Source organism: Streptomyces sp. NPDC096205, assembly GCF_044763135.1.
GTDB lineage: Bacteria > Actinomycetota > Actinomycetes > Streptomycetales > Streptomycetaceae > Streptomyces.
Window position 1 is genome coordinate 141,115 of the sequence record NZ_JBIWFS010000011.1, and the last position, 23,275, is coordinate 164,389.

At 71.1% G+C, this 23,275-nt stretch carries 13 protein-coding genes; 2 read left to right on the plus strand and 11 right to left on the minus strand.

Annotated features, from left to right (window positions below; translation table 11 throughout):
- Positions 1 to 87: 87 nt before the first annotated feature.
- Positions 88 to 4,065, plus strand: coding sequence for a helix-turn-helix domain-containing protein (locus ACIQ6Y_RS34655; RefSeq protein WP_404045426.1), 3,978 nt, complete (start codon positions 88 to 90; stop codon positions 4,063 to 4,065).
- Between the two features lie 4 nt (positions 4,066 to 4,069).
- Here ACIQ6Y_RS34655 and ACIQ6Y_RS34660 read toward each other — a convergent pair whose 3' ends face one another.
- The 7 genes from ACIQ6Y_RS34660 to ACIQ6Y_RS34690 all read right to left on the minus strand — a co-directional run bounded on the left by ACIQ6Y_RS34660 (position 4,070) and on the right by ACIQ6Y_RS34690 (position 13,404).
- Complete coding sequence (locus tag ACIQ6Y_RS34660) at positions 4,070 to 5,935, minus strand: DUF1996 domain-containing protein (RefSeq protein WP_404045964.1); 1,866 nt, start codon at positions 5,933 to 5,935, stop codon at positions 4,070 to 4,072.
- A 176-nt stretch (positions 5,936 to 6,111) separates the two neighbouring features.
- Complete coding sequence (locus ACIQ6Y_RS34665) at positions 6,112 to 6,969, minus strand: hypothetical protein (protein WP_404045429.1); 858 nt, start codon at positions 6,967 to 6,969, stop codon at positions 6,112 to 6,114.
- A gap of 182 nt (positions 6,970 to 7,151) precedes the next feature.
- Positions 7,152 to 8,582, minus strand: a complete 1,431-nt coding sequence (locus tag ACIQ6Y_RS34670; protein WP_404045431.1) for a cellulose binding domain-containing protein — start codon at positions 8,580 to 8,582, stop codon at positions 7,152 to 7,154.
- Between the two features lie 161 nt (positions 8,583 to 8,743).
- Positions 8,744 to 10,294 carry a beta-N-acetylhexosaminidase gene (locus ACIQ6Y_RS34675; protein WP_404045434.1) on the minus strand — a complete coding sequence of 517 codons (1,551 nt, stop codon included), beginning with the start codon at positions 10,292 to 10,294 and terminating at the stop codon, positions 8,744 to 8,746.
- 40 nt (positions 10,295 to 10,334) lie between these two features.
- Positions 10,335 to 11,174, minus strand: a complete 840-nt coding sequence (locus ACIQ6Y_RS34680; RefSeq protein WP_404045437.1) for a carbohydrate ABC transporter permease — start codon at positions 11,172 to 11,174, stop codon at positions 10,335 to 10,337.
- Entirely contained in the window at positions 11,171 to 12,148 is a 978-nt protein-coding gene (locus tag ACIQ6Y_RS34685; RefSeq protein ID WP_404045440.1) for a carbohydrate ABC transporter permease, read from the minus strand. Before ACIQ6Y_RS34685 ends, ACIQ6Y_RS34680 begins: the two co-directional genes overlap by 4 nt.
- 26 nt (positions 12,149 to 12,174) lie before the next feature.
- Entirely contained in the window at positions 12,175 to 13,404 is a 1,230-nt protein-coding gene (locus tag ACIQ6Y_RS34690) for an extracellular solute-binding protein (RefSeq protein ID WP_404045967.1), read from the minus strand.
- A 284-nt stretch (positions 13,405 to 13,688) separates the two neighbouring features.
- Here ACIQ6Y_RS34690 and ACIQ6Y_RS34695 point away from each other — a divergent pair, with 284 nt between their 5' ends.
- Positions 13,689 to 14,528 (plus strand): GntR family transcriptional regulator, encoded by an 840-nt coding sequence (locus ACIQ6Y_RS34695; protein WP_404045443.1) that lies wholly within the window; start codon positions 13,689 to 13,691, stop codon positions 14,526 to 14,528.
- 87 nt (positions 14,529 to 14,615) lie between these two features.
- Here ACIQ6Y_RS34695 and ACIQ6Y_RS34700 read toward each other — a convergent pair whose 3' ends face one another.
- The 4 genes from ACIQ6Y_RS34700 to ACIQ6Y_RS34715 all read right to left on the minus strand — a co-directional run bounded on the left by ACIQ6Y_RS34700 (position 14,616) and on the right by ACIQ6Y_RS34715 (position 23,167).
- Positions 14,616 to 14,936 carry a hypothetical protein gene (locus tag ACIQ6Y_RS34700; protein ID WP_404045445.1) on the minus strand — a complete coding sequence of 107 codons (321 nt, stop codon included), beginning with the start codon at positions 14,934 to 14,936 and terminating at the stop codon, positions 14,616 to 14,618.
- 212 nt (positions 14,937 to 15,148) lie between these two features.
- On the minus strand, positions 15,149 to 19,441 hold the full coding sequence (locus ACIQ6Y_RS34705) for a discoidin domain-containing protein (protein ID WP_404045448.1): 4,293 nt from the start codon (positions 19,439 to 19,441) through the stop codon (positions 15,149 to 15,151).
- Between the two features lie 92 nt (positions 19,442 to 19,533).
- Positions 19,534 to 21,519, minus strand: coding sequence for a glycosyl hydrolase family 28-related protein (locus ACIQ6Y_RS34710; protein ID WP_404045450.1), 1,986 nt, complete (start codon positions 21,517 to 21,519; stop codon positions 19,534 to 19,536).
- 43 nt (positions 21,520 to 21,562) lie between these two features.
- Positions 21,563 to 23,167, minus strand: a complete 1,605-nt coding sequence (locus ACIQ6Y_RS34715) for a glycoside hydrolase family 13 protein (protein ID WP_404045452.1) — start codon at positions 23,165 to 23,167, stop codon at positions 21,563 to 21,565.
- Positions 23,168 to 23,275 lie beyond the last annotated feature (108 nt).

Below are 23,275 nucleotides of genomic sequence, written 5' to 3' on the forward strand. Positions count from 1 at the left end.
CATGCCCGTCGCGCCGCCTTGCTCCGCCGTCGGCGCCGTTCGTAGCGTCGAAGGCGAGGTCCGCCAGGACCGACGGGGGATGTGGGCATGGGGCGTCGTGAACGACCGCTGGATCCGGCCGAGGGCCCGATCGCGCAATTCGCCTACGAGTTACGGAAGTTACGGAGGGAGGCCGGGGGCCTCACCTACCGGGCGATGGCCCGCGCGGCGCACTACTCCAGCACGACCCTCGCCGAGGCGGCGGCCGGCGACCGGCTCCCGTCGCTGGCCGTCGCGCTCGCCTACGCGCGGGCGTGCGGCGCGGACGACGACGCGCTCGCCGACTGGGAGCGGCGCTGGCACCGGGCCGAGCGGGAGGCCGCCCGCCAGGTGCGTGAGAACGATGAGGTCGAGGCCCCGTACCTGGGCCTCGCGCGGTTCGACACCACCGACCGTGACCGCTTCTTCGGCCGTGACCTGCTGGCGGAGCGCCTGGCCTCGCTGGTGCGGGAGCACGACGTCGTGGTCCTGGCGGGGCCCTCCGGCAGCGGCAAGTCCTCGCTGCTGCGGGCCGGTCTGATCCCTCGGCTGGTGGAACCCTCCGAGCCGGGGCGGGCCCGGCCGTCCGCGATCCGCATCCTCGTGCCCGGGGCGCATCCGGCGCGCGCCCACACCGCCGTACTGGACCCCGACCGCACCGCCGACGGCACGCTGGTGATCGTGGACCAGTTCGAGGAGGTGTTCACGCTCTGCTCCGACGACCGCGAGCGTGCCGCGTTCCTGAGCCTGCTGTTCGCGCTGGCGGAAGTCGGTCGGAGCACCTCACTCGTCCTCGCGGTCCGGGCCGACTTCTACGGCCACTGCACCCTGTATCCCGCGCTCGCGGCAGCCGCCCAGGCCGCGACCCTGCTGGTGCCGCCGATGACACCGGAGGAACTGCGCGAGGCGGTCGTCCGGCCCGCCGCGCTGGCCGGTCTCACCGTGGAGCGCTCGCTCACCGCCCGAGTCGTCGACGAGGTCAAGGACGAGCCGGGCGGCCTGCCGCTGCTTTCGCACGCCCTGCTGGAGACCTGGCACCGCCGCCACGGCCGAGCCCTGTCGGAATCCGCGTACGAGGCGGCCGGGGGCATCCGCGGCGCGATCGCCCGCACCGCCGAGGAGCTGTACGGCGCCCTCACTCCCCAGCAGGCGGAGGTGGCACGGCTGTTGCTGCTCCGGCTGGTCACCCCCGGCCAGGGCACGCCGGACACCCGCCGGCCCACCGACCGGGCCGAGCTGATGGCGCTCGCCGCTCGGACTCCCGCGCACGACGACCACGCCGATGCGGCCCTCGTTCTGGAACGGCTCTCCCGAGCACGGCTGATCACGCTCGACGGGGACACCGTGGACCTCGCCCACGAGGCGGTGCTCACCGCCTGGCCCCGGCTGCGCGCGTGGATCGACGAGGACCGGGAACGGCTGCGCGCCCAGCGGCATCTCACCGAGGCGGCCCGCGCCTGGCACGACCTGGGCCGCGACCCCGGCGCCCTGTACCGGGGGCTGCGACTGGCCACCGCCGAGGAGCACTTCGCGTGCGCCGGGGCCGAACAAGCCGCGAGCAGCCGTTACTTGTCTCTTGCACGACGGGCGACGGGCGACCCTGACCTGCCGGGACCTGACCTCGAACTCACTCCGCTGGAAAGGGACTTCCTGGACGCCGGGCTCGCCGCGCGGCACAGTGAGCGACGGCACCGCAAGGTCCGTACGACCGCCCTGTCGGTGCTGGTGGTGCTCAGCCTCGTCGCCGCCGTGGTCGCCTGGCAGCAGAACCGGGCAGGCGAGCGCCGCCGGGCCGAGACCGAGGCCCGCAGGCTCGCGGCCGTGGCGGAGAGCCTGCGCACGTCCGACCCCGTCACGGCGATGCGGCTCAGCGTCGCCGCCTGGCGCGTGGCCGACCTGCCCGAGACCCGTTCGGCACTCGTCGGCGCGATGGCCCAGAAGGAGCGGGACGTGTTCACCGACCCGGACGGCGACCCCGCCACCCTGCGGCACCTCAGCGCCGACGGGCGCACCCTCATCAGCGTCGGCGCGCGGCATGTGACCCGCTGGGACGTCACCACCCACCGGCCGACGGCCACGCTGCCCGGTCTGGGCTCGAGGATGCTCGACGCCGGGTTCGTGCGCGGCGACGGGGGGTGGCTTCCGGTGTTCGACCACAATCATGGCGTGCGGGTACGGGACCTGGCCACGGGGCGGCAGTCGACGGCACCGCTCGCCAAGGCGGACGCCGGTGCCGAGATGGGGCCGAGCGGGCGCAGCCTCGTCACGTACGAGATCGTGACCGGGGGAGGTCTGCGTGACGCGTACTACCGCATACGGATGTGGGACGTCGCCTCCCGACGGCCCCTGCTGGAATTCCGCCGAGACTACCGGTCACCGCCGTACGCCATGAACCAACTGAACTGGGCGCGGCTCACCGCATTGTCCAAACAGCTGTCGGTGGAGCGCCGTTATGTGACCACTGTCTTTCCCGACGTGGTCGTCGCGCCCGGAGACAGGCACCTCGCCCTGTGCGTGCCGTCCGAACGGATCGAGCTGTGGAGCGTTCCGGCGCGGCGCAGGCTCCCTGCCCCCTGGCTGCCGCGGGCCACCCTGCAGAGTTGTGCGCAAGAACGGCTTCTGTTCTCCGCCGACGGTGCCTACCTGGGGCTCATCGGTCCCGAGAGCTTCCGCGCCTGGCACATTGCCACGGGTCGGCGGCTTGCCCCGGTCACGCATGAACGCACTCTCAAGACGGCGGAGTTGAGCGCCGACGGCACGCTCCTCGCCGCGTCCGACGGTTCGGAGATCCTGGTCTGGCGGTTGGCGCAGCCCGACTTCCCCGTCTTCCGGCACCGGTTGTCCGGTGAGACGGTCAGGGACATCCGCATCGACACCTCCACGCGCACACTGAGGTACCTGGGAGGACCGGAAGGGTCGTGGGGGCCGTCGGTCCACACGCTCGACCTCGGCAGAGCTGTCGACGCGCCTCCGGAGCGACGAAGGGCGGACGCCGTCGCGTCCACACCCGACGGCTCGCTGCTGGCCACGGCCCACGTCGACGTCGAACAGTCCCGCGTGCGTTTCACGATCCTCGACGGCCGCACCGGCGCACGCCTGGCCGAGCCGCCTCCCATGGCCTGCCCCGTGATGGAAGGTTCGCGTTTCGTCGTCAGCTGCGATCCGCACATGGCCTTCGACGCCGCCGGCCGACGTCTCGCTCACGGAGTCTCCTGGTCGTACGAGGAGCCCGGTGGTTCGGGCCGGCTGAGCGTGTACGACATCCCGCGTCGACAGGTGGTCTCCACGGCCGGGCCGCGCGACCTGCGTGGGCAGTCGTTCGACGGGCTCTCCTTCGGGCCGGGCGGCCGTTCCCTGCTCCTCGGAGGAGACCTTCGGCTGCTGGTCCCCGACCTGCCGGACACACCGGATCGACCGGTCGCCACACGCTGGTGGGACCTGACCCGGCGCAGAGTCGTCCGCACGCTCCCCCTGGGCGCGGGCCGGCCCGTCCTGCACCCCGACGGCAAGCTGCTGGTGACGCTGGGCGGGCAGGCGTACCGGATGCCCTCCGGGACTCCGCTGCCCGACTCCAGGAGCCCCGGCAGGGCCGTCGCGCTGGCGTTCAGTCCCGACGGGAGGCTGCTGGCCGTGGGCGACGGTTCCGGTCGGGTCGTGCTGTGGGACGGCCGCCTCCTCCGCCGCCTCGGCGTCCTCGTCGGCGCGGACACCCCGACGTACGAGCATGTGTCGGCGCTGGCCTTCTCCCAGGACAGCGGCACGCTCGCCGTGGCGGGCGACGAGGGCACGCTGCAACTGTGGGACACCGCGTCCCAGCAGCGGATCGGATCGCCCTTGCCCGCACCGGGCGACACCGTGCGGGCCCTCGCGTTCGACCGTGACGGCAGCACCTTGTACGCGGCGGGCGTTCATGCCTCGCTCCGGCGGTACGACGTCGCCCCGGAAGGCGTGGCCCGCGCGGTGTGCGAGCGCGTCGGCGAGGGCCTGTCCCGGCGGCAGTGGGAGGCCCACGCTCCGGGCCTCCCCTACCGTCCCACCTGCGGGTGAAGCGTCAGCTTCGCGCCGGGCGTCTTCTGGTGCGGGTCATCAGCAGGCCTCCTGCGATCAGGAGGGCCGAGCCGATTGCTGCCGGCCACAGCGTGGTGCCGGTCTCGGCCAGCCCGCCGCGGTCGCCCTGGGGGGCGGCCACCTGCTGGGCGGATCGGTTGCCGCCGGAACCGGTGTCGTCGTCGGCTTCGGCGACGGGTGCCTGGGATGGGGCGGCCGCTGCGGTCGCAGTGGGGGTGTCGGCCGACTTCGGCTCGATGGAAGGCGCCGCGGTGGATGGTGACGCGCTCACCGGTGCAGCCGAGGGGTCGGTCGGCTGCTCGGTGGCGCCGTTGTTGTTGTCGCTGTCATTGCCGCTGTCGTCGTTGTTGTTGTCGCCGCCCTGAGGGTCCTCGGGCACGGCGGTCGGCTCCTCCACCCCCGGCTCCTCCTCCCCCGCATCGTCGCCGCCTCCGGCGCCCGCTCCAGCACCGCACCGGCGCCCGGAGTTGATGCAGTCGACCATCTCCCCCATCAGGTCCTCGTCGAAGACGTTGATGAAGTCGCCGTGGTCGGTCACCGGCTTGTGGAGCTGCTCGGGGAAGGAGTCGACCGCGAACAACGGCGTCGTACGGCCGCCGTCGTCCAGGCTCGGGGCGTCGACGTCGTAGACGATGCGCTGCACCAGTTGCGGGATGGCGCGGAACCCGGCGGGGCAGGTGCCGGAGGCGTCCGCGAAGGCCACATGGGTGCGGTGGTTGGCGCTGTCGATGTTGCGGCCGTCCCAGCAGCTCTGGAACCGGAAGGAACGCACCACGTCGCTGCCGGACGGGCAGACCGGGTACTTGTCCTTCAGCTGCCGGTCCTCGAAGCCGGTGCAGCTCCAGGAGGCGTTGGCATTGCCGGGGCCGTTGACGAAGGCCTTGGCGTCGCCCGTGATGATGCGCAGCAGCCGGGGCATGGCGGTGACCTCGCCCACCGGGCTGCCGACGAAGGTCAGCGTGACCTCCTTCGGCGTGACGATCTCACCGGCGTTGCCCTCGATGCCGCCGCCGGGCGCCTGGGCGTCCCGCTCCTGCGCACCGTTCCGGAGGCGCAGCACCGGCCAGTAGTACGAGGATCTGTCGCCCTGGTCGACGCAGCTGGTCTCGGCGGCGGCGAGGTTCTCGTCGCTCGCGAAGGCGTTGTTGGACTGGTTGCCGACGTAGTCGTGGAAGTGGTGGGCGCCGTTGGTGACGCCGGGGGCGACGATGACGTTGTCCGAGTTGAAGAGGCCGCCCTCGTTGACGCCGCAGCTGGTCGTGAACGCACCGCGCGAGGCGTTGCCGGTCGGGGGTGGTCCGGCGGCGGCCGGCTGTACGGCGGTGATGTCGGCGTAGTCCTCGGCGACAGGGCCGTTGTCCGCCTGACCGCCCGTCCCGTCCTGGCCGTTGTCCGCCTGACCGCCCGTCCCGTCCTGGCCGTTGTCCTCTGCCTGGCCGTCTTCCTCTGCCTGCCCCTCCGTCTGTCGCAAGGCGCACGCGGCCAGCGTCTCCAGGCCCTCCGGACGCTCACCCGCGTAGCCCACGGCGACGGCGATGCGCTCGATCGTCGCGGCCCGCTGCTCTGTCAGGGGCGTCAGAATCGCGTCGTCGGGCGACCCGGACTGGGCGTCAGAAGCCTGGAGTTGGAGATAGGCGTCGGCGATCTGCTGGTCCAGCAGGGCGAGTTCCCTGTCGACGTCCGCGCGGGCCGGGTCCGGCACCGAGACGAGGTGTTCGCCCACGTCCGGGCAGTCGATCGTGAGGGCGTCGGCCCAGGCGCCCGTGGTCTCCCCGGTGTCGGCGCCGGCCCCGTCGTCGGTGGCCGAGGCGTACACGTTCACCGCCACCAGGCCTCCCCCGCCCAGCATGAGAGCGACGGCTGCGAAGGTCGCGCGTCTTGCTCCGGTCGGGCGTCTGCGCCTGTTGCGTCTCACGGTCGTACTCCTACGTCGGTCGGCCCCGGGTCCTGTGTTCCCCTGGGGTCCCTTACGCAGCGAGAGGCCCGTGTGTTCAACGGGGAGCCTTCTTGTGGCGTACAGGGTGGTCAGCTGCGCCGGGCGGCGTCCTGCAGCAGCCTGTCGGTCATGTCGGTCGTCTGCCGGGCGGGAGGCGCCTCGGTGTCGACGTCGGTGCCGAAGTCGGAGTACTCCATCACGGTGCTGACCTTGGCCTGCCGTGCCGCCGGGCTTCCGCCGGGCTGCCCGGCGCCCTGGGCGGGGACGGTCATGTCGATCTGCTGGCGGCGGATGCGGCCCTGGTCGTCGAGCCAGAGGTGCATGGGCAGTGTGGGGCCGAGCTGCTTGCGCAGCGCCGCGCCGTTCGGCAGCCTGCCGAGGTCGACGGTGACCCGGTAGTGGGTGGTGTCGACGTCGTCGATCTTCTCCGTGCCGAGGGCGGTGACGTCCTTGTCGGTGATCGCCTTGGCATAGGCGGCGGACTGGGCGGGGTCGCCGATCGCGCCGTCGCTCACGTTCTGCTGGGCGCCTGCCTTCCGCAGGTCGACCTTGATCCAGGGTTTGCCGCCCGGGGTCTTCTGGCCCGGTGCCTTCAGGTAGAGGTTCTGGTCGATCACGCGCTGTTCGATGCGCCGGCCCTCGGCGGTGACGGTCATGACGCTGTCGCCCTCGTCGAAGTCGAGCGCGCCCCGGCCTTCCAAGGTCGCGGTCCGGCCGGCGCCGGCGGCTTTCACCTGCATCGTCATCCGCGCCGTCTCGGCCTCGGCGGTCCTGTCGTAGGCGGTACGCACGTCCGCCGTGCCCTGCTCGCGGGCGCCGGGGCTGCTGTCCGACGCCTTGCCGTTCCGGGCGTCCGAGTCGTCGTCGCCACCGCAACCGGCCAGCGTGGCGACCGCCGTGACGATGGCTAACGCGACCAGGCGGGTACTCGTTCCCTTGCTGCGCATGGGGTTTCCTCGCTCTCCTCACACCGGTCGGCCGCCTGTCGACCGACCGGTCTGTGGCTTCGGATTCCCCGCACATAAGTGAACACACCTACAGAAAAGGGTTGTTCGGCGTACGACGTTACGCGGCGGCGGTGAGAACCCAGGGTGCTCACCGCCGCCCGGGCGCACGGCCCGCAACCGCCTCAGGAGGCCGGGACCTCGTCGACGAAGGTCGTGCCCGCGCTGCGGTACGCGGCGACCTTCGCGGCGACCTGCGCCGGGGTGAGGACCTGGTTCTTGACGTGCAGGACGTAGTCGACGCGCTGGTCGTAGGCGCGCGCTGTCGTGGAGGTCTGGCCGCCCAGGTCGATCAGCCACTGGTTGAAGTTGATCGACATCGGGCGTTCGGGCAGGTACTGCGAGCCGTGGGTGCCGAAGAGCTGTCCGTCGATGTAGTAGGTGATGGCGTTGCCGTCGATGGTCACGACGAGGTCGTGCCAGCCCGCGAAGGACCGGCGGCTCTCGCTGTGCTGGTTGACGGCCTGCCAGGGGTCGGGGTTGTAGGTCTCCCAGGAGGTCGTGTAGAGGATGTTCGACGGCTCGCCCCAGCCGCCGTTGGGCAGGTACTCGAAGTCGTACTCGGCGTAGTCGTCGGCCATGGGCGCCTTGAGGTCGTTGATGGTGAAGAAGGTCTGGACGATGTGGTCGCCGTCGGGGCCGTACTTGGGCGCGTCGGAGAACTTCACGCGGGCCGCGTAGGTGCCGTTCTTGAACTTCATGTCCTGGGTGAGGACTTCGGTGTGCGTGGTGCTGGAGCCGGTGCCCGCGCTGGAGGTCTCCAGGTTCATGACGGAGTTGCCGCCCTCGGTGGTGAAGGTGACCTTGGAGGGGTCCCAGGCGGCGCCCGGCACGCCCGGCCCGCCGGAGTTGGAGCGCACCCGCCAGCCGTGGGCCGCGAGGGCCGGGTCGGTGTGGGAGGTGTAGCCGAAGTCGTCGAAGAGCGTGGCCCCGGACGGCCCCGGGTCGGTCGGGGTCGGAGTGGGCGTCGGGTCGGGGTTGTTGCCGCCGGGCGCGGTACCCCACACGGTCTGGCCGGCGAGCTGGGCGGTGACCTTGGTCCAGTCGCCGTACGAGGTCTGGGTGGCGCCGAAGGAGTAGTCGTCGCTCTGGGTCAGCGGCTGCCAGGTGGACTGGTAGAAGCGCAGCTGCATGTCCCCGGTGTCGGCGCCCGGGGCGAGGGACCCGGCCGCGGGGGTGAACCCGATCTCCAGGTAGCGGTCGGCCGTGGGGGTCGGGTTGGCGAGCGTGCCGAAGGTGCCGGTGATCACGGAGCAGCCCCTCACCGCCCAGGAGCAGGCGAAGCGGTACGAGGCGCCCGCGGAGTCGGCCTTGAAGTAGTACCGGATCTTCACCTGCGCCAGGTCGACCGCGGCCGAGCCGGTGTTGCGCAGCTTCAGCCACGGCTCGCTCTGGTCGGCGGTGGCACCGGCCGCCCTGGTGCGGTACTGGACGGCGAGTCCGTCTGCGGCCGCGGACGCGGTCGTGAGCGGCAGGGCGGCCAGCGCGGTGCTGCCCAGCAGGGCGGTCACGGCCAGGGCGGCCTGGGTACGGCGGCTGGTGGGACGGTTCCGCATGAGTTCTCCTCTCGGGAGGCCCCCGCGGGATGCGGGAGCCTTTGGGGGTGGCGAGTTATGTGCGCGAGGCGTGGTGCGGGCCGGGTGAGTCCGTGTGGTAGGTCGTGGGCGGCGCGACGCGAGGGACCGCCTCACCCCCGTCGCCGGTCGCCCGGCCCGCCTCAGCCCGCCGCGCCGAGCGACCGCCCCGGCGGACTGTCGTACGGCACGCCCAGAGCCCTCAGCCGCGCCTGGTGTCCGGTCAGACGGCGGTGGAAGTCCTGCCAGTCCCGGGCGGGATGCCAGACGCGTTCGGCCAGGGCGCACAGGCGCGGGTAGGTCAGGTACTCGATGTGCTCGGGTGTGGTGACGAACTCGGTCCACAGCTGCCCCTGCGCGCCGAGGACCCGGTCGGCGAGGGGCGCGAGGTCGAGCTGGTGCACGGTCCGCAGGTCGACGACGACTCCGGGCTGGGCGGGAGGTTCCTGCGGGCCGGTGCTGCGGGCGTAGTCGAAGTACGTGGTGCGGTGGTCGGCGTGCACGACCTGGTGTCCGCGGCGCGCCGCGGCCCAGGCGTGTCCGGGTTCGCGCCAGGTCATCACGGTGCAGTCCAGGGGCAGTTCGGTGCCGTTCTCGGCCCAGGCGACGGGGCGCCGGCCCGCGCGCACCACATGGTCGGCGATGCGCCCGAGGAACCAGCCGTGCAGGGCGCGGGGCCCGGGCAGTCCCTCGTGGGCGGCGCGGGCGAGCGCGGCCGGGCTGCGCTCCCACTCGTCGGTGGGGCACTCGTCGCCGCCGACATGGACGTACGGGGCGGGGAAGACGTCCATGACCTCGTCCAGGACCGTACGGAAGAAGTCCAGGACGTGGTCGCCGACGCCGAGGACGTTGGGGCACACCCCCCAGTGCGTCCAGACGTCGAGCCGCCGCTCGGGGTCGTTGCCGAGTTCGGGGTGGGCGGCGAGCGCGGCGCGGACATGGCCGGGGACGCCGACCTCCGGCAGGACGGTCACCCCGCGCCGGGCCGCGTGAGCGACCAGGTCGATGAGTTCGGCGCGGGTGTATGCGCCGCCGTGCGGCCTTCCGTCGAAGCGGGTGCTGCCCGCCGGTCCGACCATCGACTCGGCCCGGCGGCCGCCGACCTCGGTGAGCCGGGGGTAGGCGGCGACCGGCATCCGCCATCCCTGGTCGTCGGTGAGGTGCAGGTGCAGCACGTTCAGCTTGTGCAGCGCCAGGAGATCGACGTACCGCCGCAGGTAGGACACCGGCTGGAAGTGCCGGGCCACGTCGAGCATCGCGCCGCGCCACGGGTACAGCGGTACGTCAGTGATCTCCACCCCGGGCAGTTCGAGGGACGTGACGCGCCGCGGTGCGGCGGACAGAGCCTGGTACGGGAGGAGTTGACGGACCGTCTGCACCCCGCGCAGCAGGCCCAGCGGGCGGGCGGCGCGCAGCAGCACGCCGTGCGGTCCGACCGTCAGGCCGTAGCCCTCTTCGCCGAGCCCGGCCAGGGTGGGGTCCACGGCGAGGACGAAGGCGCCCTCGTCGGAGTGCTCCAGGCGCAGCCCCATAGGCGGCTCCAGATAGCCGCGCAGCAGGGCGGCGGCCGGTTCGGCGCCGGGCGTGACGCGCAGCCGGGTGCGGGCGTCGAGGCGGAAGCGGCCCGGGCGCGGGGAGAGCTTGCGGGGGCGGGGTACCAGGGTGAACTCGGGCCGGTGGCTTGGGCGTTCCACGAGAGAGGTCTCCGCTCGGCAGGGGACGGTCAGACGGGGTTCAGCCCTTGACGGAACCGGCGGCGAGGCCGCTGGTCACATGGCGTTGCAGCGCGAGAAACACGACGAGCGCGGGCAGCGCGAAGAGGGTGGAGGCGGCCATGGTGGCGCCCCAGTCGGTGCCGAACGTGGACTGGAAGGAGGAGAGCCAGACGGGCAGGGTGCGGCTGTCCTGCTGCTTGATGATCAGGAAGTTGGCGTACGTGAACTCGTTCCAGGCGGTGATGTATCCGAACAGTGACGTCGCCATGAGGCCCGGGGCCAGCAGCGGCAGGGCGACCCTGCGGAACGCGCCCGGCCGGGTGCAGCCGTCGACCTGCGCGGCCTCCTCCAGTTCGGGCGGGATGGCGGCGATGAACCCCCGCAGCACGACCACCGTGAACGGCAGGGTGATCATGAAGTAGACGAGGGTGAGGGTGGGCAGCCGGTCGAGCATCCCGGTGTCGCGGGAGATGATGTAGACGGGGATGACGAGGGACTCCCAGGGCGCCATCTGGGCGATGAACACGGCCAGAATGAACTGCCGTCGGCCCCGCCAGCGCAGCCGCGCCACCGCGTAGGCGGCACCGAGGGCGACGACCAGCGCCAGGAGTACGGCGCTGAGGGTGACGAGGACGCTGTTGCGCCAGAACAGGGCGAATCCGTCCGCCTCGACGGCCCGGCGGAAGTGGGCGAGGGTCCATTCCCGCGGGATCAGGGTCGGGTCGTAGGACTGGATGTCGCGTGACGGCCGGAACGCGGTCGCCACCATCCAGTACACGGGGAACAGGCAGAGCACGACGGTGAGGGCGGCGGCCGCGTTCAGGGGCAGTCTGCGGATGTGGCGCCGGGTCGTGGTCACAGGTGCTCTCCCTCCTGGCGGAACAACTGGCGGAAGTAGAAGGCGAGTACGCCGCTCATCAGCAGGACGGTGAGCATCGAGGCCGCGGAGCCGAGGTCGTAGCGCTGGCCGGCGAGCGCGGTCTGGACGGCGTACACCGGCAGGATGGTGGTCGCGTCGCCCGGTCCGCCGCGGGTCATCACCCAGATCTGGACGAAGGCCTTGAAGGTCCAGATGACCTCCAGCGACAGCACGAGCATGAACAGGGGCCGGACCAGCGGGAAGGTGACCGAGCGGAACACGCGGACTGCTCCGGCGCCGTCGATGCGCGCGGCCTCGTACAGCTCGCCCGGCACCGTCGTGAGGGCCGAGTACAGGGTGATCGCGGCGAACGGCACGGACTGCCAGACGATGAGCAGGACGACGATGGCGAACGCGGCGCCGCCGTGCGCGAACCAGGGATAGCTCTCGTACGACGTGAAACCCAGGCCCGTCAGCAGCTCGTTGACGATGCCGAACTCGGAGTGGAACAGCCACTGGAACACGGTCGTCGCGGCCACCACCGGCACCGCCCAGACCAGGACCAGGCTGCTGAGGACGGCCGTCCGGGCGACCCTGCCCAGGCGCTCGGCCATCAGCGCGACCAGCGTGGAGAGAACCATGATGGCGACGACGTTGACGGCCATGAACAGGAAGGTGCGGCGTACGACGTCCCAGAAGCGCGGATCCGACAGCAGGGTCCGGTAGTTGCGCAGACCCACGAACTCGGCGTCACCCAGGATCAGTTGCCGCAGCCGGAAGTCCTGGAAGGAGATCACCACGGCGCGGGCGAGGGGGTAGAGCAGCAGGTACAGCATGCCCAGGACCGCGGGCGCGACGAGGAGGTACGGCCACGCGGAGGCGCGGTCGGCGGCGGCCCTGCGGCGCGGGGCGCCGGCCCGAGGGGTGCGCCGTACGGGAGAGCGGGGCGCGTACCGCTCGCGGACGGTGGACACGGCTTCTCCTTGCGGTGAAGGGGAGTTCAGGAGGCGCTGTTCAAGGTGGTGGTGATGGTCCGGGACGCCTTGGCGGCCTCGGACCGCGCGTCGCGGCCGGTGAGGACGGCCGTCATGTAGTCCTTGATGGGGTTGCGCGCCTCCACGGCGGCCCACTGGGGCGTGTTGGGAGTGGCGTGGCCGTTGGCGGCCCCGACGGCCATGGCGGCGGCGCCGGGGTCTGCGGAGACTGCGCCGGCCAGGGTGGTCTTGTTGGGTACGTAGCTCATGGCCGCGGCGAGCTTCTTCTGCCAGGCGTCACCGGTGAGTTCCTCGATGAAGGTGTACGCCTCGCTCTGGTGCCGGGCGGCGGCGGGCACGACGAGGTCGGAGCCGCCGGTGAAGACGGCGCCCGGGGTGTCGGGGGTCTTGCCGGGGATGGGGAAGAAGCCCAGTTTTCCTTCGAGTGCGGGGTTGTTCTGCGTCACGACGGCGGCGCCGCCGGGGGCGGCGATGATCTGGGCGATCCGGCCCTTGGCCATCACCTCGGCCTGGGGCGGCTGGGCTTCGTCGGAGTCCTTGGGGCCCTTGCCCAGGGCCTGGAGACGCCGGTAGAAGGCCATGGCTCGCAGCGCCTCGGGGCTGTCGAGCCCGCCCTTCCAGGTGCCGCCGGACTCGACGGCGAGGTCACCGCCCTCGTCCCAGATGAACCCGGCCAAGGCGTACCAGTTCTGCCCGGGCAGGTAGATGCCCTGCGTCCCGGCGCGGTCGAGCTTCTCGGTCGCGGCGATCCACTGGTCGCGCGTCCTGATGCTCGCCGCGTCCACTCCGGCCTTCTGGAACAGGTCGGCGCGGTAGATGACGACACGGTTGGCGGCGTAGTACGGAATGCCGTACTGCCTGCCGTCGTACGCGCCCGGCTCGGCGAGGCCCTTGAGCCAGCTCTCGCCGCCGAGCTCCGGCACCTTGTCGGTGAAGTCGGTCAGGCCGCCGCTCTGGGCGTACTGGGCGACCTGGGTGTTGCCGACCTCGATGACGTCGGGGGCGTCGTTGCCTGCGAGGGCGGCGGTCACCTTCTCCCCGATCCCCTCCCACTCCTGGATCTGGATCCGGACGTCGATGTCGGGGTGGGCCTTCTCGAAGCCCGCCTCGAACTCCTTCTGGAAGGCGTCCGAGACGCTGTCACGCATCAGCCAGACGTCGAGGGCGGTCCTGCCGCCGCCGGCGCTGTCCGACGTGCTGTCGGAGGAGGAGCAGGAGACCAGCAGGGTGCTCAGCAGCAGGGCGCCGAGCAGGACGGGGGAACGGTGACGCACGATTCACCTCGGGGAGTTGACCAGTTGACCACTTGGTGTTGACCAGTCGCGACGAGAAGGAAAATGGCATGGACCAATGAGGGCGTCAACCCCCTTGCAGCCAAGGGCCTTTCACCGACGAGTGGCACAATTCAGCCCCGATCGCACGGCCGCTCAGCCCACAGCCCCATTGACCAGCAGACCAGTTAAGATGACCAGTACGTGTCAGGGCCGGTCAGTCCGCCGAACGAGAAGGAAAGGCGCCCATGGAGATCGACGCCTCCGGTGCGATGCTGAAGCGCGAGCGGGTCCGCGAGGCGATCCTCGAGCTCATCGAGGCACGCCGCCCCGGGGACGCCATTCCCTCCGAGCGCGTGCTGAGCGCGGAGCTCGGGGTGTCCCGTCCCACGCTGCGTGCCGCGGTCGACGAACTCGTCGTGGCCGGACTGCTGGTGCGCGAGCACGGCAGGGGCATGTTCGTCGCCGAGGCCAAGATCACCCAGGAACTGGTCTCGGACCGCAACGCCTTCACGCTGCCGCAAGCCGGCGGCACGTGGACCAGCGAGCTGCTGGAGTTCCGCACGGTGGCCGCCGGGGCCCGGGTGGGACGCAAGCTGCGCATCTCACCGGCCGCGGAGATCCATTACGTGGCCCGGCTACGGCTGGTGGACGGCTCCCCCATGGCCATCGAGCACCTGCATGTACGGGCCGACCTGGTGCCCGGCCTGAGCCGGGACGAGCTGGAGCAGGGCGACCTGTACGAGCACCTTCGGGACCGGCACGGCGTCCAGGTCAGCGAGGCCGTCCAGTCGATCGAGCCCACCGTCGTCACCCGCACGGAGGCGGACCTCCTCGACGTGCCCGAGCTCTCCCCCGCCCTCCTCTTCGAACGCCTCACCTCCGACACCCGCAACCGGCCCGTGGAGTACGTCCATTCCGTCTACCGCGGCGACCGCTACCGCATCGTCTCCCGCCTGTCCCTCGGCCCCCGCACCCAGACCCCGGCCACCGGCGAAGGCCACCACCCGGGAATCCCCCCGGGCGACTTCGCCGGCGGCGGCGCGGTGAGCTTCTCGACACACGGCGTCGTGCAACAGGGACTTTGACGGCGTCGGCCCGGCGGAAGAACACACGCCCAGCCGGGTCCCTTGCCCCCGAGTGCCCCCAGGAGGGGCCCACCACACGCGCCGCAGTCAGACCAACGCGGCCAGCGCCGCCGTGGTGACGGCCGTGTCCGCGCGGGCGTGGATGATCAGGTGGGTCCCGGCGGAGTCGGCGTTGGCCTCCAGCACGCGTCGGGCGGGGGCGCTGGAGGTCACGACCGACAACAGCACACCCAGCGCGGTGCAGGTCCGGTGGACGAGGAGGACGGCGCTGAGTGCGGCGCCGGTCGCGGCCCGGTCCTCGAGGATGATCACGACGGGCGCCGGGTGATAGGCACGGACGAGCCCGTCGATCTCCGTCACCAGCTCGGCCCGCCCGTCCGTCCCAGGGTCGCTGTCCACCCTGATCACGAGCACATGCTGGTCCAACGTATGCGACAGCATCCCGGCCTCCGGTTCACGCCTTCGACACCTCTGTCCACAGGCCGACTACCCCGCACGGCCGCCCGATCACACGATCACGTCCAGCACCTGGAGATCTCTTGACCTGGAAAAGAGACCAGCGCCCGCCGCACGGGCGACGGCAGGCGCTGGTCTCCTTCAGCCGGGAGTCGGCCCCCAGGTCAGCAGGGGTTGATGTTCAGCTTGAACGTGCTGGTGGTGTTGCGGATGTCCTGCGCGTTGTCGCTCAGCCGCAGACAGTTGAAGGTGGCCTCCCCGACGGCCGGACCCTGCCCTTCCTCGGGCTTCTCGTTGGCCCAGAGGCCGAAGCCGGACTTGGCGTCCCAGGTGTCGCCGCTCTTGCGGGCGCCGGTGATGGAGATGTCGGTGAAGACGGTGTCCTTGATCGGGAACTGGGGTTGTCCGCCGCTGTAGTTGGTCTGGAACATGATGCCGCTGTAGGTGGGGTCGACGATGTCGACGTCGTTCACGCGGATGCCCTGGAAGACCTTCGAGGCGGAGAAGATCCAGATGCCGGGGAAGGTCTGGTTGCCCCAGAAGTGGCCTCCCGCGCGGACGATGGAGATGTTCTCGAAGGTCGTGGGGTCGGTGCCGAAGCCATTCATCGGGTAGCCGAAGTCCAGGGAGGAGATGGTGATCCCGGAGTAGACCAGCGTGTCGGCGACGTGGATGTTGCGGAAGGTGTTGTTGTAGCCGCCGTACACGGCAACGCCCGCGGCACGCCAGGTCAGGGTGGTGCTCAGGTTCTCGTAGACGTTGTTCTTCATGTCCGCGCCGCCCGCGTCGATCGCCGAGAACAGCGCGAAGCTGTCGTCACCGGTGGCCCGGGCGTCGTTGTTGACGACATGGTTGTCGGTGGAGCCGTTGGTCATGTTGATGCCGTCGGCGAACAGGTTGCGGATGCGGGAGTTGCGGATCGTCATCCGGTCGGTGTTGGCGCCCCAGTACAGGCACACCATGTGCTCGTTCCAGATGTCGTCGATCGTGATGTCCGAGACGTTCGAGAAGTCGAAGACCTTGCCGGGCCCGTCGATGCGGGAGGTGTAGTTGCCGAAGTAGGCGAAGCCCTTGAACAGCGAGCCCTTGGCGGTCGCGTCGGCGCGGAAGCCGATGTCGGTGTTGCTCTGGGTGCTGGGGGCGTGGAACTTCGTGTACCAGGGGCCGGCGCCGACCACCTGCACGGGCTTGCCGTACACCTGGAACTTGCTGGAGGTCTGGTAGTCGCCCGGCGGCAGGTAGACGCCGACGAGTTTGCCGGTGGTGTCCATGCGCACCCGGTCGAGCGCGTTCTGCACGTCCTGGTGGGTGAAGCCGGCCGGGACGGCGTACGCGGCCGGGTCCGGGTTCGCGACCGGGGCCGTCTTCTCCAGGTCGACGAAGTCGATGGCGTAGTGGGCGGCGCTGTTGGCGGCGTCCTTCTGCAGCCGGATCCTGCTGCCGGCGGGCACGTTCTCGTCGAGCAGGATGTGCGCCTCGTCGTAGATGTGCCGCGGCGCGCCCGCGCCCGGGTCGTTGCCCGGCCCGGTCTCCGCCCCGTACAGCCAGGCGTATTTGGAGGTCAGCGGTACGGCCTTCTTGAACACGCCGTCGACGTACAGGTTGAGGGTCGTGTCGATACCGCCGCCGCCCGGGGCGTCCGGGACGGAGAAGCGGGTGACCAGGGTGTTCGTCTCGGCGCGGGTGGTGAACTCGACGTACTCACCGGTCGCGTCCAGGGTCACCGCCTTGCGGCCGGAGGCCTCACCGGCGATGTCGCCCACGGTCCGGTTGGGTCCGACGATCCTCGCGCCGCCTCCGACGGTGCCGTCCTCCGCCTCGTACGTCGTGTACGGCATGTTCGCGCCGCGGCCGACGAACAGGGGCTGTGTGGAGGTGTTGTTCTCGCGCTTGACCGGCAGTTCGTTGGTGTCGGCGGCGACGGTGGTGCGCACGGTGTACGAGCCGTTGGCCGCGGTCCAGGGACCGAGCGTCACCTCGGCCGTGGCACCGGCCGCGATGGTCCCGGAGTGGGCGCCGGTCAGGGTCCTGACCGTGGCGCCGCTGCCGTCGACCAGGGTGAGTGTCACGCCGTGGCTACCGGCGGCACTGGCCTCGGTGCCCTGGTTCCGCACCGGCACCCTGAAGGTGACGGCGTCACCGGCGCTCGGGCTGGACGGGGTGGTGCTCACCGGGCCGACCACCAGGTCAGAACTGGCCACCGGCTTGACCACCAGGGCGGTGGGCCGGGTGTAGGTGTTGTTGGTCTCGTTCTGCTCGACGACCACGTTCGCCTTGTCCGCGACCGCACTGAGCTCGTACGAGCCCGCGTCACGGGTGCCCAGTGAGGCCGTGACCGTCGTCTGCGCTCCCGCCGCCAGGGCGCCCACCTGCGCGGTGGCCACCTCGGTGCCGCCCAGGCGCACCGCGAGCGTGCTCGCCGGAGCGGCGGCCGGACCGTCGTTGCGTACGGTCGCCGATACGGTGATGTCGTCCGACTCGACCGGCGCGGCGGGGGACGTGGTCAGGCCGGTGACGACCAGGTCCGGGTTGGGTGCCGGGACGCCGACGACCTGGAACTCGGCGAGCTGGCCCGCCGGGGCGCCGGTGTTGGCCGTGAACCTCAGCCGGACGTCGGCCACACGGCCGGTGACCGGGACGGTGACCGTGTTGCCGTTCGCCGGGCTGAAGTCGTAACTCCTCGCGGCGACAAGGCTGGTGAACCCGGAGGCGTTCTGTTCCCGGCCGAGGACCTCGATCGTCTGGGAGCGGGCGGACCACGCGTTGTCCGGGTTCAGCTTGAGCACCAGCCGGTCGAGGTCGGCGTTGGCGCCGAGCTTGACGGTGAGGGTCTGCGGGTAGCTGCCGCCCGCGCCCTCCCAGTAGGTGGCGGTGTTGTTGTCGTTGGCGTTCGCGGCGACGTAGGTGTGCACCGTGGAGGAGGCGTCGATGGGCTTGCCGACGGCCAGGTCGGAGCCGGTGCCGCCGGTGCCGTTGCGGGTCACGCTGTTGCTGTCGCCCGAGCGGTTGCCGGCCGCGTCCTTCGCCCGGACGCGGTAGGTGACCGTGCTCGTCACGGGCTGGCTGTCGGTGTACGTGGTGACGTTCCCGGCCACGGTCTCGCGCAGGACGCCGTTGGCGTAGATCTCGTAGCCGCTCACCCCGACGTTGTCGGTGGACGCGGTCCAGGTGAGTCTGATCTGGCCGCTGGTCGGCTCGGTGAAGGCCAGGTTCGCGGGCGCGGTCGGGGCCTGGGTGTCGCCTGAGTCGCCGATGCGGGTGACGGTGTTGCTGTCGGCGGACTGGTTGCCGGCCGCGTCCCGCGCTCTGACGCGGTAGGACACCGTCTGGTTGGTGGGCCGGTTGTCGGTGAACACGGTGACGTCACCGGCGACGCTGGTCAGCAGCTCGCCATTGGCGTAGATGTCGTAAACGGTGACGGCCACGTTGTCGGTGGCCGCGTTCCAGGTGAGGCGGATCTGGCCGGTGGCGGGCTGCGTGTAGGCCAGGTTCGCGGGCGCGGTCGGGGCCTGGGTGTCGCCGGTCGCCGGGCCGTAGATCTCCAGCTCGGACAGCTGGGCTGCGGGCTGGACGGTGTTGGCGGTCACCAGGACGCGGACGTAGCGGGTGGTGGCCGTGTCGAGGGTGATGGTCGCGGTGTTGTCGTCGGCCGCGTTGAAGGTGTAGGCCTGCGACGCCTTCAGGTCGGTGAAGTCGGTGCCGTTGGTGCTGCCCTGGAGCTTCAGGGTCTGGCTGCGGCTCTCCCAGCCGGCCGGCAGTTTCAGCACGACGCGGTTGACCGCCCGGGTGACCCCGAGGTCGGCCTGGATCCACTGCGGAAGGGCGTTGTTGGCGCTCTCCCAATAGGTGGCCCGGTTGCCGTCGTTCGCGTTGCCCGCGGTGTACACCTGCGTGTAACTGCTGGCTGTCAGCGGGCGGTTGGCGGCAAGGTTGGTGGAGGACTCGTCCGCCGAGTGCACCTCCAGCTCGGAGAGCTGGGCCGCCTGCCAGCCGGTGTTGGCGGTGATGTCGACACGGACGTACCGCGTAGACGTGGCCGGGAACGACACGGTGACGGTGTTCCCCGTGCCCGGGGCGAAGGCGTAGGTGGCGGAGGTCTTCAGCGTGGTGAAGCTGGTGCCGTCGGCGCTGCCCTGGACGGAGAGCGTCTGGTTCCGGCTCTCCCAGCCGGCCGGCAGCTTCAGGACGACCTCGTCCACGCGGGCGGCCGTCCCGAGGTCGGCCTGCACCCACTGCGGCAGGCCGGACCCGGAACTCTGCCAGTACGTACCCTGGTTGCCGTCGGTGATGTTCGCTGCGCCGTACTCGGAGTGGGAGCTGCTCGCCGACGCGGTGTCGCCGAGCGCGATGTTCGCTCCGCCCGCCGCATGGGCGGTCAGCAGCGGACCGCCCAGTGCCAGCAGGCTTGTCGTGATCGCGGCGCTGAGCCACCGGGATCTCCATATGCGGGTGTTCATCGGACCTCGCAGGGGGTGGGGTTCCATCTGGCAGTGATGGTGCAGAACTTGCGTGCGATCGCTCGGAAAATTGCGGGAGCGAGCCGGCGATGTCACCAAGGGGAGGGGGCCGGCGGTGTGACCACCGGGGGCCGGTCCTCGCAGGTGAGGGTGTTGGGCAGCAGCCGGTCGGTGAGCCAGCCGCCGTCGTTGCCGCCGAGGTCGGTGAGGCTGAACTCCGAGCCGGTGGGCGGGAAGTTGAACGAGCCGCAGTTGTTCACGCCGACGGCGCCGACATTGCGGGCGTCCACGTTCTCGAAGGTCGCGGAGCCCTTCACGCGGGCGCTGACGACCGAGGTGCCCGTACCGTCGACACGGATGTCCTTGAAGTGGACCGCCGGGATGCCGTACCGGTCCTTCACGCCGTAGTCGCTGACCAGCATGATCGCGTTGTACATGCTGTCGAGGTAGTGGTCGCCGGTGACCCGGACATCGGCGTCGATGCCGCCGTCGAGGGCGTAGAGCCAGAGCGCTCCGAGTCCGATCCGCCAGTTGAGTTCGAGGGTGCCCGCCCGTGCCGTGGTGTTGTCGGTGAAGCGGAGCCGGCCGGTGAACGGTTCCGCGCCGAAGCGGGACCCCGCGTGCAGCGCGCTGCCCTCGCGGACGGGGTCGGCGACGAGGTTGCCGCTGACGGTGTTGTCCCGGCCGCCGTAGATCGCGATGCCGTTGGCGAGGGTCGGCGACTGGACGGTGTTGCCGGAGAAGACGTTGTTCGTGTCGGCAGTGTGCTGCGACCACATGGCGAGGCCGTCGTCACCCGTGTTGCGGACGAAGTTGTTGTGGACCAGCGAATCGGTCACGCCGGTGTGGAAGTTGAGGCCGTCGGCGATCTGGTCGGCGATGACGTTGTCGGTGATCCGTGTGTTCGTCATGGGGCCGTCGAACCACAGGCCCACCTTGGTGTGGTGCAGATACAGACCGCTGACGGTGGAGTCGCTCAGCGCGCCGCCGATGGCGTTGACCTGGTCGTCGTCGATGCGTTCACGGACGTCGCCCTCGATGGCGAAGCCGGACAGATGCACGTTGCGGCTGCCGCCCTGCTCCGCGCTCCTGCCGTACAGGCCGACTCCGGTGTGGTGAGAGCCGTCGAGGGGGATCTCGCGGCCCTTGAGGACGGTGTGCCAGTTGCCTGCGCCGGTGAGGGTGACGTCGTCGACGACGATGTGCCGGTCGACCCGGTAGGTGCCGGGCGGCAGGTACACGGGCCGGTCCGTGCGACGGGCGACAGCGATGGCGCGCTCGATCGCGGGCGCGGCGTCCCGCCTGCCGTGCGGGTCGGCGCCGAAGGCCCGGACGTCGATGCCCCCGGGCACGGCGCGGGGCGGTGCGACGAGTTCGGTGTCGAGCAGGTCGATCACCGTCCAGGCCGCGTGGCTGTCGACGGGCATCGTCAGGCGTACGCGCTCGCCCGAGCGGTAGGTGCGGCCGAGGTGCAGGCGCTGTTCGTCGTAGAAGTGGGTGGGGCGGAAAGGCTTGCTGATCTGCGGAGCCGGCGTGGTCCCGGCGGGGACGCACGCGCACTCGGTGATCCACCAGTCGGGGTGCAGCAGGTCGGCCTGGGGGTCGTTGGTGAACGGGTACTGGTTGTACAGCCAGGAGTACTGCGAGGTCAGCGTCATGGTCCGGCGGTGCCGCCCGTCGACGGAGACGTCGAGCGGTGCGGTGATGCCTCCGCCCTCGGGGGCGTCCGGGATGCTGTAGCGCACGGTGAGCGCATTGGTGGCGCGCGGCAGCACGAACTCGACGTACTGGCCGGGCGTGAGCCGGACCGCCTTCCGCCCCGACGCCTCCGAGGGGAGGGTGTAGGGCGTGCGGTCGGGGCCGATGACCCGGCCGTCGGTCGTGGCGTTCTCCGCTTCCTGTTCGTCGAAGGCCACCTGGGCACCGCGTCCGGCGACGAGCGCCGGGTCCAGTGCGGCCCGGGTGACGACAGGCTGCGGGGCGGACGCGGCAGCGGTGCTGAACGCGGTGCCCAGGCAGACAAGGGCGCAGGCCAGGGCGGTGGCTCTGACGGCTGTGCGGGCGCGGCTCGGGGACATCGGGGCTCGCTTCTGTCTCGTGGGGGAAGGAGGCCGTCGCAGGTCAGGTGCGCAGCCAGACGGCGGTGTCCGCGGGCAGCGTTCCGTCGGCGTGCAGCGGCCCGCTGGCCAGCAGCAGACCGTCGTACGGCGGTAGCGGTACGGGACCGTCGGAGAGGTTGACCATGCACACCAGGCCGTGCGGGCGGGCGAAGGCGAGGACGCCGTCGGGTGCGGCAAGCCAGGTCAGGGGCCCGTCGCCGAAGCCCGGCGCGGTGCGGCGCAGGGCCAGGGCCTGCCGGTAGAGGGACAGCATGGACTGCGGGTCGGCGCTCTGCCGGTCGCGGGCGTACGCGGACCAGCCCTCGGGTTGCGGCAGCCAGGGTTCGCCCTGTGAGCCGAAGCCGGCGTACGGCGCGTCGGCGTTCCACGGCAGGGGCACGCGGCAGCCGTCGCGGCCGGGGTCGGTGCCGCCGGAGCGGAAGTGCATGGGGTCCTGGATGCGGTCGAGGGGGATGTCGGCCTCGGGCAGGCCGAGTTCCTCGCCCTGGTAGAGGTAGACCGAGCCGGGCAGGGCGAGGGTGAGCAGGGCGGCCGCTCGGGCGCGTCGGGTGCCCAGGTCCAGGTCGGTGGGGGTGCCGAAGGCCTTGGTGGCGAAGGCGAAGGCGGTGTCCTCGCGGCCGTAGCGGGTGACCGTGCGGGTGACGTCGTGGTTGCACAGCACCCAGGTGGCGGGGGCGCCGACGGGGGCGTGTTCGGCGAGGGTGTCGTCGATGGAGCGCCGCAGCCGCTCGGGGTCCCAGGGGCAGGTGAGGAAGTTGAAGTTGAAGGCGGTGTGCAGTTCGTCGGGGCGCAGATAGCGGGCGAAGCGTTCGGCGTCGGGCAGCCAGACCTCGCCGACGAACACGCCGCCGTACTCGTCGGCGACGGCACGCCAGGAGCGGTAGATGTCGTGCAGCTCGTCCTGGTCGATGAAGGGGGCCGGGTCGACGCCCTCCTCGTAGTCGGCGAGTTCCGGGTCCTTCACCAGCAGGGCCGCGGAGTCGATGCGTACGCCGGCCACCCCGCGCTCGAACCAGAAGCGCAGGATGTCCTCGTGCTCCTGCCGTACGGCGGGATGGGCCCAGTTGAGGTCGGGCTGCTCGGGGGTGAACAGGTGCAGGTACCACTCGCCGTCGGGGACGCGGGTCCAGGTGGTGCCGGCGAACTGGGACGGCCAGTCGTTGGGCGGCAGTTCGCCGTGCTCGCCGCGTCCGGGGCGGAAGTGGAAGAGGTCGCGTTCGGGGCTGCCGGGGCCCGCGGCGAGGGCGGCCCGGAACCAGGGGTGTTGGTCGGACACGTGGTTGGGGACGATGTCGACGATGGTGCGGATGCCGAGTTCGCCCGCCTCAGCGATGAGCTTCTCGGCCTCGGCGAGCGTGCCGAAGGCGGGGTCGATGGTGCGGTAGTCGGCCACGTCGTAGCCGCCGTCCACCAGCGGTGAGAGGTACCAGGGGGTGAACCAGACGGCGTCGACGCCGAGTTCGGCGAGGTGGGGCAGTCGGGCGCGGACACCCGCGAGGTCCCCGGTGCCGTCGCCGTCGCCGTCGGCGAAGCTGCGCGGATACACCTGGTAGATGACGGCGTGGCGCCACCAGTCGTCGGTGCGGTGCGGGGTGGGCGCTCCCACGTGACGGTCCTTTCGGGCAGGGTGGATCTTCGCCGCCGGTCCGGACAGCGGGGCGTCGGACGGACCGGCGACGAAGGCTTCGGTGTCGGAAGGTCAGGCGTCGGTGTC